Source organism: uncultured Gilvimarinus sp., assembly GCF_963972205.1.
Lineage (GTDB): Bacteria > Pseudomonadota > Gammaproteobacteria > Pseudomonadales > Cellvibrionaceae > Gilvimarinus > Gilvimarinus japonicus.
This window is the reverse complement of sequence record NZ_CAXAUC010000010.1, coordinates 1-12,508: the sequence shown is the minus strand read 5'-3', so window position 1 is coordinate 12,508 and position 12,508 is coordinate 1. Positions and strand designations below refer to the sequence as shown.

The following is a 12,508-nucleotide window of genomic DNA, read 5'->3' as shown; positions in this document are numbered from 1 at the left end:
GAATAAACACGCAACGCGTCATAAACATTTAATCTAATCTGGGCTAGCGGGCCCGTTATAACGCCAGTCCACGACTGCGAGGGCCCGCAACGTTAGTAATCACTTCGCCCACCAATTACTCACAAGTTATCCACATCAAAAGAGGGCTTTTCTGCACTTGCATTCCCCCTCAAACCGCATTATCTTGTATCCCACTTTTACAAAACACCTATATATAGGGTTTAAGGGTAAAACAAGCCGATAGAGCAAACGGCCCGTCCCTACGCTATAAACTGAGTCTGCCGCAAGCCCCGAGCCTCCTTAATTGGGTTAGGCCAAAGGCGCAGATCGTGCTGAAAACGACAGGGCAGACAATTGTCAGAACAACGCTCTATTAAAAGCTAGACCCGCAGACCAAAGGCTAGCCTAACTAAGCGTTGCACCCATTAAAGGTGGCAGGTCAAAAGATGGCAGGCCAAAGGTACAGTGTTAAGGCTCTGGTATTAAATCCTCGCAGCGGCTCACCCCATGAGCGCGAAACGCGAGCACAGGTGGTTACCGCGACATAACGCGCCAACCAAACCTCAGCCACACCGCTATGCCGTCGCATTAGTGGCGACAAAACGAGTCACTAACAAGTCACTCATAAGCAACGACAGACATTAACGTTACACGGCCCAGCAGTAAAGGCGCGTAACGAAAGCCAGGCAATGTGCCGGCGCAAATTTATCGACAAACCAAACCGTAGCAACCGGCGACAAAACAGCCCCTGCCAGCCACGAGTGGCACACTAAGGCACGGGCCGTAGTAAGTATTCACAACGCAACAACAATTTTACTAGCGGGGCCACCCCGCCGTACCCGATATCAACAGGGAATTATCCACGGAGACACCCATGCAGACAGACACTCACTCGTCCCAAGCCGCGCCAGTCAGAGGCGGTGACAACGATCAAAACCTAGAGGCAACAGCACCGGGCCAGCTGCGCGTCATCAAACGCAACGGCACCGTAGTTCCCTTTGATGCCAGCAAGATTGCCGTGGCTATGACCAAGGCTTTTTTGGCCGTCGAAGGCGGCACCGCAGCGGCCTCTAGCCGTGTGCATGAGACAGTGGATAACCTAACCAAGCAAATCACCGCGACCTTTAAGCGCCGTATGCCCTCAGGTGGCACCGTGCACATTGAAGACATTCAAGATCAGGCCGAGCTAGTCTTAATGCGCTCGGGCGAACAAAAAGTCGCTCGTGACTATGTTTTGTACCGCGAAGAGCACGCCCGCCTGCGCGCCACCAAACACCCTGAAGATGCACCGGTTCAGGCCGACCCTGATTACCCCACTCTTCAGGTCACCCATGCAGACGGCTCTACCGGCCCCTTGAACATGATGCACATTCGCACCATCGTCGCCGAGGCCTGTGCCGGCTTAAAAGATGTCGATGACAAAGCGATTCTCGACGAGGCTATGCGCAACTTATACGACGGTGTAAGCCTCTCTGACGTCAATACCTCGCTGGTTATTACCGCCCGCACCTTGGTCGAAAAAGAACCTAACTACAGCTACGCCACCGCGCGCCTGCTGCTCGATAAACTACGCGCCGAGGCACTGGGCTTTTTAGGTGTCGCCGAAACCGCCACTCAGGCCGAAATGCACGAGCATTATGCCAACGCCTTGCCCGTTTATATTCGCAAGGGCGTAGACCTTGAGCTGCTCGACCCCGAGCTACTGAATTATGACTTGGACAAGCTCGGTAAAGCGCTGCTGCCCGAGCGGGATTTGCAGTTTACCTACTTAGGCCTGCAAACCTTGTACGATCGTTACTTTATTCACAGCAACGATGTTCGCATCGAGCTGCCGCAAATCTTCTTTATGCGCGTTGCTATGGGCCTAGCGGCCGAAGAAGACAACCGCGAAGAGCGCGCCATTGAGTTTTATAAGCTGCTCAGCTCGTTCGACTACATGAGCTCGACCCCCACACTGTTTAACGCCGGCACCTTGCGCCCGCAGCTATCCTCTTGCTACCTAACCACCGTGCCCGACAACCTGCACGGTATTTATGGCGCCATGCAAGACAATGCCATGCTGAGTAAATTTGCCGGCGGCTTGGGTAACGACTGGACCCCAGTACGCTCATTGGGCGCCTATATTAAAGGCACCAACGGTCGCTCTCAGGGTGTTGTACCCTTTCTTAAAGTCGCCAACGACACCGCCGTAGCCGTCAATCAAGGCGGCAAGCGCAAAGGCGCTGTTTGTGCGTACTTAGAAACCTGGCACTTGGACATCGAAGAGTTTTTAGAGCTGCGTAAAAACACCGGCGACGATCGCCGCCGCACCCACGATATGAACACCGCCAACTGGGTTCCCGACCTGTTTATGAAGCGCGTGTTTGAAGATAAAGAGTGGACCCTGTTCTCACCTAACGATGTACCGGACTTACACGACCTGTTCGGCAGCGCCTTTGAAGAGCGCTACACGTACTACGAACAGCAAGCGGCGGCGGGCAAAATTAAGCCTCACAAAACCGTGCGTGCACTCGACTTGTGGCGCAAAATGCTGGGTATGCTGTTTGAAACCGGCCACCCTTGGATCACCTTTAAAGACAGCTGTAACCTGCGCAGCCCGCAGCAACACGCCGGTGTCGTACACTCGTCTAACTTGTGTACCGAGATTACGCTCAACACCAAAGCCAACGAAGAAATTGCCGTGTGCAACCTCGGCTCGATCAACTTGGCGCAGCACATTGTTGATGGCAAACTCGATCAAGACAAGCTGGCAAAAACAGTTAAAACCGCGATTCGTATGCTCGATAACGTCATCGACATCAATTACTACTCGGTCGATACCGCGCGCACCTCTAACTTGCGTCACCGCCCCATTGGTTTAGGTATCATGGGTTTCCAAGACGCTCTGTACACCCAGCATATTGCTTACGGCTCACCGGCAGCGGTTGAGTTTGCCGATACCTCAATGGAGGCGATCAGCTACTACGCCATTGCCGAGTCATCCAACTTGGCAGCCGAACGCGGCCGCTACTCAAGTTTTGACGGCTCACTCTGGAGCCAGGGCATTTTGCCAGTAGACTCACTGGAGATTCTCGCCCGCGAGCGCGGCGCCGATTACCTACAAGTGGATCGCACCCAACGCCTCGACTGGGACACCCTGCGCGAAACCGTGAAGACTCAAGGGATGCGCAACTCGAATGTGATGGCCATCGCCCCTACCGCGACCATTGCCAACATTACCGGTGTTAGCCAGTCAATCGAGCCGACTTACCAAAACCTGTATGTTAAGTCGAACTTGTCAGGTGAATTTACCGTGGTCAACCCATCCTTGGTGCGCGACTTAAAAGCACTGGGTTTGTGGGACAGCGTGATGGTGAACGACCTGAAATACTACGAGGGCTCGCTGCAAAAAATTGACCGCATTCCGGCCGATATCAAGCAGCTATACGCCACCGCCTTTGAGGTAGAACCGCGCTGGATCGTCGAAGCCGCCAGCCGCCGGCAAAAATGGATCGACCAGGCGCAGAGCCTGAACCTGTACATCTCGGGCGCCAACGGCAAAAAACTGGACGTCACCTACCGCATGGCGTGGTTCCAGGGTCTTAAAACCACCTATTACCTGCGCGCTTTGGCGGCGACCACGACCGAGAAATCGACCATCAGCACCGGCTCGCTTAACGCCGTGTCAGCCGGTGGCGCTGCTAGCGGTTCGGCCGCCGCCAGTAGCTCGGCCGCCGGTGAGGCAAGCGCCCCCGCACCCGTGCCCAAAGCCTGTTCCATCGATGAGCCGGACTGCGAAGCCTGTCAGTAAGTTTAATAGCTACCCGGTTAAGGCCGGGTGGCTCGCCTTATTTTTAAAAAGTACGATTAAAAGGATACCGCCAACATGTTGAGCTGGGACGATTTTAACCTTGAAGAAAACGCCCAAACCGCACCAAATCCTGCGGCCATGGCCAAGCCCCCAAAAGCAGAAGCTAAGCCCGCCGAGACCTCGCCAGCGCAAGCGTCTGACACCGAGACAGCCGACGCTGAAACCGACGCGGTGCGCAAAGCCCGTGAGTCACTCGCGCAGCTGGATGTAGCACCGGGGCTTGAGGAATTAGAAATTGGTGCCCAGCGCATCGAGGTAGACGACAAGCGCATGATCAACTGCCGCGCCGACCTCAACCAGCTGGTTCCCTTTAAGTACGACTGGGCGTGGCAAAAATACCTGGATGGCTGTGCCAACCACTGGATGCCACAAGAAGTCAACATGACTGCCGACATCTCACTGTGGAAAGGCACTGAAGGCCTGACCGAAGACGAGCGCCGCGTCGTTAAACGCAGTTTAGGTTACTTCTCAACCGCCGACTCCCTGGTTGCCAACAACTTGGTCTTGGCGCTGTATCGGCTAATTACCAACCCTGAGTGCCGCCAGTACATTTTGCGCCAAGCGTTTGAAGAGGCGATTCACACTCACGCCTATCAATACTGTATTGAATCGCTGGGCATGGACGAAGGCGAAGTGTTTAACATGTACCGCGAGCTGCCCTCAGTGGCGGCAAAAGCGGCATGGAGCCTAAAACACACCCAAGCGCTGGGCGATCCAACCTTTAACACCGGCACCCCCGAGACCGATCAAGAGCTGCTGCGCAACCTAGTCGCGTTTTATGTCGTAACAGAAGGCATCTTCTTTTACTGCGGCTTTAGCCAAATACTGTCGATGGGCCGCCGCAACAAAATGACCGGTGTCGCCGAGCAGTTCCAGTACATTCTGCGCGATGAATCCATGCACTTAAATTTCGGCATCGACATCATCAACCAAATTAAGCTCGAAAACCCTCACCTGTGGTCCGCAGAGTTCCAACAGGAGGTGACGCAAATGGTTATCGAAGGCGCTGAGCTTGAGATCGCCTACGCCCGCGACTCTATGCCACGGGGCATCTTGGGCATGAACGCGGCCATGATGGAAGAGTACCTACACTTTATCGCCAACCGCCGCTTAGCGCAGCTGGGCCTTAAAGAGCAGTACGCCGGTGCGCAAAACCCCTTCCCCTGGATGAGCGAGATCATGGACTTACGCAAAGAGAAAAACTTCTTTGAAACCCGTGTTATCGAGTACCAAACAGGCGGCGCCCTGAGCTGGGACTAACCGCGACAACCCGGGTGAATGAAATTCACCCGGGTTTTGTTTTTATTAACCTCGGACCTCCCCATGAGCAAACCCAACCTCCCCGAACCCGAAGAGCTGCTTTTTACTTTAGACCAACTTGAACAAACCACTGAGGTGATGAGCCGCGTTATTACCCGCTTAAAGCGCCAACTCAGTGAGTTATCTGAGTCATCACAGCAGCAGCCGAGCCACACCTCAAGCAAGCCAAGAGGCAAATCTCGGCGCACACTACATTAACCGCGCTAACATTACCCTCAAAGCATTTCTACCTCTAACCAGCTGCGTCCTCGCCCACGCTGCTGTTATACTCAAGCACAAAGCCTAACACTGAGCTAAATGGTTTGAGCCTGCGCAACACCAACAATCCACCACCGCGCCGCACCCGCTTTTGCGCTTGCGCTAGCCGCGTCCGTGTTACTTTTGGTTTATTGAGACAGAGCTTCATTCGCCTAAGTCAAAGTATCGCCCCTCTCTTTCTTTTGCTGGCCATTAGTACCACCGCATTGCAAAGCGACCAACTGCTAAAGCGCATGCAAACCGATTACGGGGATGATGGCCGGGCGCTGCTAAACGCGTGGTTTAGGTTATTGGCCGAGCAAGCCGATCAGTCAGACCAAGCCAAGCTGGATGCCGTCAATAGTTTTTTTAACCGCAGTATTACCTTTACCGATGATACTCTGCTGTGGCGCAACAAAGATTACTGGGCCACACCTCTGCAAACGATGGGCATGCGCGGCGGTGACTGCGAAGATTTTAGTATCGCCAAATATATGTCGCTGCTAGAGCTGGGAATCGCCCCGGACAACTTACGACTGATTTACGTCAAAGCCAAACTCGGCAACCGCGCTCAGGCGCACATGGTGCTCGGCTACTTTGCCAACAACACCGCCGAACCTTTGATTCTGGATAACCTCAACCCCGCCATCCTACCCGCCCGAGAGCGCCCCGATTTAACCCCGGTGTTTAGCTTTAACAGCCAAGGGCTGTGGCTCGGTGGCAGTAAATCGCAAACCGACCCTACCGCGCGTTTATCGCGCTGGCGCGATGTATTGCAGCGGATGCGTGATGAGGGGTTTCTTTAATGTTAACAACGGTATGCAACCGCCCTACTGGGAGTCACTATGTCGCTAATTAAACAACTCTGGATCGGTATTATTTTAATACTGCTATTGGCCATGGGCGGCAGCTTTTTTATCAGCACCTACACCGCCAAAGGGTATCTTGAGCAGCAGTTACAGCTTAAGAACATCGACAACGCTAACTCGTTAGCCTTGTCGATCACCCAGATGCCGAAAGAACCCGTCACTTTAGAGCTTTTACTTGCGGCACAGTTTGACAGCGGTCACTATCAATACATTCGCTTTACCGACCCAGCCGGCAAAGTGATTGCCGAACGTCACTATCAAGGCACTGCCACTGACTCAGTACCCGAGTGGTTTAACCGCCTGTTAAATATTGCCCCGTCCCCTGGAGTCGCCCAAGTACAAGATGGCTGGCAACAATACGGCACCATTGAGCTACTCAGTCACTCCCGCTACGCCAAACAAAAACTCTGGCAGAGCACCAAGCAACTACTGCAATGGCTACTGGTAGCGGCTATCGTCTGCGGCGTAATAGGCACGGCGATACTGCGCTTTATTACCGGCCCTCTTAATCAAGCGGTTATTCAGGCAGAGGCTATCGGACAACGGCATTTTATCACCTCAAACGAGCCCAAAACCCGCGAGCTACGCCGCTTAGTTAGAGCCATGAATAAATTATCCGCTAGCGTTAAGGCTATGCTAGAAAAAGAAACGCAAAAACTAGAGCGCTTACAGGTAGCCTCGCAGAAAGACGCACTCACAAACCTATCCAATCGAGACCATTTTATAAAGTTACTAGACAGTACTGCCGTGCGAGAAGATCAAGAGCAAGACACAGCCATCTACTTAGTGCGCTTACTTAACCTTGCCGATTTAAACCAAAAACTAGGGCGAGATAAAGTCGACCAGTTGTTGGCGAGCTTAGGCCGGACGTTCAACCAATATACAAAAGACGATACAGGTGGTTTTGCTGGACGCCTTAATGGTACCGACTTTGCGTTAGTATTATCCGGCACCCAGCAGCTCAAAAAGACGGCTTACACACTCAGCGAGCACATGCACGACAAGCTCATTGAGCTGAACATCGATACCAAGCACGTTGGTCTACCGCTTGCCGCTAGTCCGTTAGAAATTGGTGAACACCGAGGCCAGCTGCTATCGCGGTTGGACGGACTATTAGCACTTGCCGAACAAAAAGGTAACCGTGGCATTGTTGTGCAGTCACTTGAACAGCCTCAAGGTTTGCAGCGTAACCTAGCCGATTGGCGTTTGAGTATTGAGCAGGCCATTACCAGTGATGGTATTCTGCTGGGCGACTTTCCCGTACGAGATCACGACGGCAGCATTATTCACTATGAGCGTCCTGTGCGTCTACACATTGATGGCGATTGGCAAAGCGCTGGCTACTTTGTCGGCTGGGCACGTCGGTTGGGGCTGCTGGCACACATTGATGAACACGTTTTAAACTCGGCGCTAGCGGACATCCGCGCTAAGCAACTGCCTTGCGCGATTAATTTTTCGGAAAGCTCCCTGTGCGATGCCCACTTTCGCACACGGACCCTTGAGCTATTGAGTAACACCACCGATATCAATTCATCTCTATGGATTGAGTTTCCCGAGAGCTGCGCTATCCGGCAGATGCCACAATTAAAACAGTTTTGTCGCGCCCTGCGGGATTTAGGCTGCAAAGTCGGTTTAGAACACGTAGGGTTGGAATTTACCCGTATTGAAGAGCTGCAAGGTATCGGCCTGGATTACTTGAAAATAGACAGCGCTATTATTCGCGACGCCGACACCCAAGACACCAACCACTCCTACATTCAAAGCTTGTGTCGTATCGGACATTCACTGGGTATGATTATGATCGCCGAGGGCGTTATAACAGAAACTGAGCAAAGGAGCCTCGCAACACTCGATACCGATGGTGCGACAGGCCCCGGGATTAAATAAAAATATCACGAGCGCATTAAAGCGACAGATGATCGTCGTCACTCCATACAAAATTATCGTGAACCTGATCGCGCACTTCCCGGCGGCTCAACAATTTTTGTTGCGCCGCCACAGGTAGATCCGTAAACCGTATAACCGACTTATCGATAAGCAAGTTAACCACGTCCTCCATTACCCGAGCCATTTGCAAATCCGACTGTTCGAGCCGCTGCTGCACCTCTGGCTTAGACGCTTGTAAAAACTGCGTCAACTCATCGGCATCAACCGCAATGGCCTCATCAACCCCAACAATCTTTTCACGGCTCACGGCACAAATAGCGCCACTGCTATCGCGCTTAACAAACATAACTGCCCCTCAGGCACCGCATAGCGGTGCCGTCATTATTGCTCCAAGTTACTAATCAATAGATAGATGGTTACCATCAATCAAGTATTGAATAATCTGATCGCTAGAGCCTTGGCCAGATAGATCTACCCCTTCAAGGGTAATCACTTGATCGGTGGCACTTGTGTGTGTTGCATAATCCCCCTCAAAACCACCCGACTGGCTAATATGTATCACGGTATCCGTACCATCCGATTCAGCGTGTAGGTAGTCAGTAATATTGTCCTCACCATCCACCCGCAGCAGGTCAGAAAGATCGAGACTATCTCCCTGATCTGTTGAGAAGTCGAGAACAACATCCTCTGCGGGTGCACTCGTCGTACCTTCATCGCCAAGCTTCCACTCGAAGGTGTCGGCACCCAAACCACCAATCAAGACATCGCTGCCTGCATTACCAATAAGAGTGTCATCCCCTTCGCCACCAAACAAAGCATCATCCAGTGACCCAGCTGTTAGGGTGTCATTTCCACCATTACCGTGCAAAGTTATAGAATCCGCAGTAGCCCAACTTGCATCTATTTCGTTATCAGTTGTATCACCCGACTGTTCATTGTTTGTCACCCTAATGGTTGAGGTGGCAACCATACTTTGATCATTACCATCATTAACACTAATCTCAATGCTGCGATCACCGGTCACGCTGGAATCATTATTATCTAAATGTATCAACTGCAATGCAGACTGATACTCAGCGAGTGAGGCAAAACCCGATAACAGCCCGACACCACTGATCTCGTTATAGCTAAACCCAATATTGCTAGGCAAAGAGCCACCACTAACAACAAGTTCATCTCCAGCCATAGGATTTAATATTTCAATTTTGGCAGAAAACAAACTTGAGCCATCTATATCCGTAATTGATACATCAGAATCAACTACCGCAACAGGATTCCATAGAGGTGCAGCAGCAAAATAGTCTGAGCCAGACTTTCCTGAACTGTCATCGCCGTCCAAATCAATCAACGCCGCATTATTTTCCGGGCGCACTTCAACTGATACCGATACGCTATCCGTCCCCCCATTACCATCACTGATCGTGTACGTAAAAGAGTCCAAACCAAAGAAGCCGGCATTCGGCGTATAAACAACCGTCGAGCCATTGGTACTCGCTGTACCATTGGCACCATTGGTTACACCGATAACGGTTAGGCTATCACCTTCAATATCCCAATCGTTGGCCAACACATCGACGGTAACCGCTTCATCCTCCTCCGTTGATATAGGCGCTCCTCGGTAGGAGAGGTTTGCCGGCGTCCACAGATCATTATTTGAACTATCATACAAACTGCCATCAAAAACATACTCCCCACCTTGGTCCCAATAGTAAATCTCAACGTCGTGAGAGCCTGCAGACAAATTGGTGGTTTGCACAAAATTGCTTGGCGATGTAATAAAGTCGGCCGTAAAGGTCTCCACACCATCAATAAAAACAATAAAGCCATCATCGTGTGTTATGTCGAGGGTAAATTGCCCCGCCGTTTCCACCTCGAAGACACCGGCAAAACGAACAATCGCGTCACCTGAGCTCTCGGTGGTATTTCTAACGACAGAGCCCTCATCGCCACCATCGGCCAGCCAATCTTCCAAATGATTATTCGACCCGAGGTTAGCCCGGTAATCAGAATCACCAGAAACCACACTGTAAGATAAACCGGTAGAAATAAAAGTAGCATCAGGTGTATTGCTTCCGGTAAAGCCTATTACCTGAGCCACAGACTCTAGGTTTGGCCCATCTTCTCCTTCGTTATAAACCCAAAACTCAGAAGCGAAACCACCAGACGTCAATCCCGAATCGGTTACCGCTGTCGGACCATCATTCACACCCGATATATTCAAGGTCGCAATAGAAGAATCTGATGTGCCGCCAACAGAGGTCACGTAACTAATTTGCAGCTGCGCCATATCCCCAGGAGACATAAAGTCAAATAGGTTTTCATAACCATTCTCCCAAGTGACATCGCCGTTGTCATAAACCACAAGTTCTGCACTCGCAAAGGTATCGTTATGAATAAAACTATAACGAGCCGCTTCACCAGAACCGGCCGATCCGCTAGTAATGGTAAAATCAGCAGCTGCATCGGCGCCATTCACAAACAAAGTCAGGTTAGACACAGAGGAGATACTACTACCTGATTGCGGTGTAGCATTATCCAGCAAATTAAATGTGCCAACGCTTAAGTCTTGATCTTCCGTAAAAGTAGTTGACTCATCGTAATCCCGTGGAGTATCAGCAAGATCGTCGTAAATAGCTACATTAAGATTAGCGCTTTCCACAAAGCCCGCGCCATCATCCAGCGTATAAGTAAATTGGTCTGTTAGGTTCACGGCGGTAATAGACAAGTTGTCAATATTGGCTATTTCACTATTTGCTGTTGTATCTGCGTTAAGCGTTATAACAGCTTCACCATTGCCATCCAAGGTAAGCGTTGTCGATATTCTCGACGTACTAGCATCTGCGGGAGAACTTGAGTTCACCAAATCGCCATTTGCAGAAACATTAAAATAATCGCGAGATCCGCCTGAGGTATCCCAGCCACCGCTGACATTGAGATCAAAGCTTAACACCACCTGCTTCCCTGCCATCTCCGAGCCAAAACTAAATGTTTGCGTCGCGGTGCTATCTCTAGCTATTCGTAGCTGCCCCAGCTGTTGACTAACGCCACTACCAGACCAGCCTTCCGCTCCAAGCGTGAAGTCTTGCTGGATTAAATTATGATCGATGGGGTTGAGCAATGTATAAGTGTAATCACCAAAACCAGCGTCCGTATTATCTGTATTAACAATCAATACATTACCTTCTGCGGTAGTAACAACTGTCTGTCCCATTACAGAATTGTTTACCGTGCCACCCACAATGCTAACAGACAATGATAAAGCACCACTTGGTAAAGCGAGATCATCGGACAGCAAATTACCCGATGTCGTCTCCGCGTTGCTACTACTATTACTGCCGGTCGACAAAGCTTCCTCATAAACCTCTCCAGCGTTATCACGCAACCCTGGAACATTCACCCTTACAGTCGCTGTATCCGTCCCACCATTTCCATCATTAACCGTGTAATCAAAGGTCGCTTCACCAGTAAAATCTGTATCGGGCGTAAACGTCACGCTACCATCGCCATTCAATACAACCGAGCCATTGGCCGCATTACCGACACCGCTAATGGTTAAAGTATCACCATCTTCATCTGTGTCGTTGGGAGTAACAATATCCGCTACAGTTAAAGTGATAGGAGTATTCTCGGAGGTAAGCACAGTATCATCGACCGCCACCGGCGCGTCATTGACGTTCACGATGGTCCCGCCAACGATCGCGCTATCGCTACCACCGTTACTATCACTCACGGTGTATTCGAAGCTCACATCGCCCACGTAGTTCAACGCCGGGGTGAAGGTGATGTTGCCCGCGCTGTCCACGTTCACGGTGCCATTAGTAACCGTAATGCTTTGCACGCCTCCCGTCAGTGCGGTGCCGTTGATGTGGGTAATACTCAGCATGTCGCCATCCAGGTCGGTATCATTGCTCAGCATATCGCTGTTCAGCACCGCACTGGTCGTGTCTTCGTTACCGTCAAGCAAATCATCGGAATTCGCCACCGGGTTGTCGTTGGCGTTGGTCACGTTGATCGTGAAGGTTTCGGTCGTCACGCTCCCGTCACTGCTGGTCGCGGTGATCTGGATGTCGTGGCTGCTCGCGCTTTCGTAGTCAAGACCGCTCGCATCCGCCACCGTCACCACGCCCGTGCTCGCGTCGATCGCGAACCGACCGCCGGCGTCGTCCGCCAGGGTGTAGCTCACGCTCGTGCCGCTGTCCGCGTCGGTGCCCAGACCCGTCACGCCCACCGTCGCCCCATTGCTCGCGCTTTCCGACACGCTGTTCGCGTCACTGTCGTTGTCGATCAGCACCACCGGGTTGTCGTTGGCGTTGGTCACGTTGATCGTGAAGGTTTCGGTCGTCAC

General features: G+C 51.7%; 7 protein-coding genes. 5 read left to right on the top strand and 2 right to left on the bottom strand.

Annotated elements, in window-relative coordinates; all coding sequences use genetic code 11:
* Positions 1 to 874: 874 nt before the first annotated feature.
* From AACY82_RS14015 to AACY82_RS13995, 5 genes are all read left to right on the top strand, one after another.
* Positions 875 to 3,790 carry a ribonucleoside-diphosphate reductase subunit alpha gene (locus AACY82_RS14015; protein ID WP_339617466.1) on the top strand — a complete coding sequence of 972 codons (2,916 nt, stop codon included), beginning with the start codon at positions 875 to 877 and terminating at the stop codon, positions 3,788 to 3,790.
* 75 nt (positions 3,791 to 3,865) lie between these two features.
* The gene (locus tag AACY82_RS14010; protein WP_339617465.1) at positions 3,866 to 5,110 is read left to right on the top strand and encodes a ribonucleotide-diphosphate reductase subunit beta; all 1,245 of its coding nucleotides are present in this window, start codon (positions 3,866 to 3,868) and stop codon (positions 5,108 to 5,110) included.
* Positions 5,111 to 5,173: 63 nt separating this feature from the next.
* Entirely contained in the window at positions 5,174 to 5,368 is a 195-nt protein-coding gene (locus AACY82_RS14005) for a hypothetical protein (protein WP_339617464.1), read from the top strand.
* A gap of 266 nt (positions 5,369 to 5,634) precedes the next feature.
* Positions 5,635 to 6,213: a transglutaminase-like cysteine peptidase gene (locus AACY82_RS14000; protein WP_339617463.1), complete on the top strand. Its 579-nt coding sequence runs from the start codon at positions 5,635 to 5,637 to the stop codon at positions 6,211 to 6,213.
* A gap of 39 nt (positions 6,214 to 6,252) precedes the next feature.
* Positions 6,253 to 8,163, top strand: coding sequence for a LapD/MoxY N-terminal periplasmic domain-containing protein (locus tag AACY82_RS13995; protein ID WP_339617462.1), 1,911 nt, complete (start codon positions 6,253 to 6,255; stop codon positions 8,161 to 8,163).
* A 16-nt stretch (positions 8,164 to 8,179) separates the two neighbouring features.
* On the opposite strand, the gene AACY82_RS13990 is transcribed toward AACY82_RS13995, so the two are convergent.
* Together AACY82_RS13990 and AACY82_RS13985 are read right to left on the bottom strand one after the other, a co-directional pair.
* Entirely contained in the window at positions 8,180 to 8,509 is a 330-nt protein-coding gene (locus tag AACY82_RS13990) for a hypothetical protein (protein ID WP_339617461.1), read from the bottom strand.
* Positions 8,510 to 8,560: 51 nt separating this feature from the next.
* A complete protein-coding gene (locus AACY82_RS13985) occupies positions 8,561 to 12,481 on the bottom strand; it encodes a cadherin-like domain-containing protein (protein ID WP_339617460.1) in 3,921 nt (1,306 codons plus the stop codon).
* Positions 12,482 to 12,508: the final 27 nt, after the last annotated feature.

Coding starts and splice junctions, on each gene's coding strand:
- AACY82_RS14015 (WP_339617466.1), top strand. CDS start 875: ATGCAGACAGACACTCACTCGTCCCAAGCCGCGCCAGTCAGAGGCGGT.
- AACY82_RS14010 (WP_339617465.1), top strand. CDS start 3,866: ATGTTGAGCTGGGACGATTTTAACCTTGAAGAAAACGCCCAAACCGCA.
- AACY82_RS14005 (WP_339617464.1), top strand. CDS start 5,174: ATGAGCAAACCCAACCTCCCCGAACCCGAAGAGCTGCTTTTTACTTTA.
- AACY82_RS13995 (WP_339617462.1), top strand. CDS start 6,253: ATGTCGCTAATTAAACAACTCTGGATCGGTATTATTTTAATACTGCTA.
- AACY82_RS13990 (WP_339617461.1), bottom strand. CDS start 8,509: ATGTTTGTTAAGCGCGATAGCAGTGGCGCTATTTGTGCCGTGAGCCGT.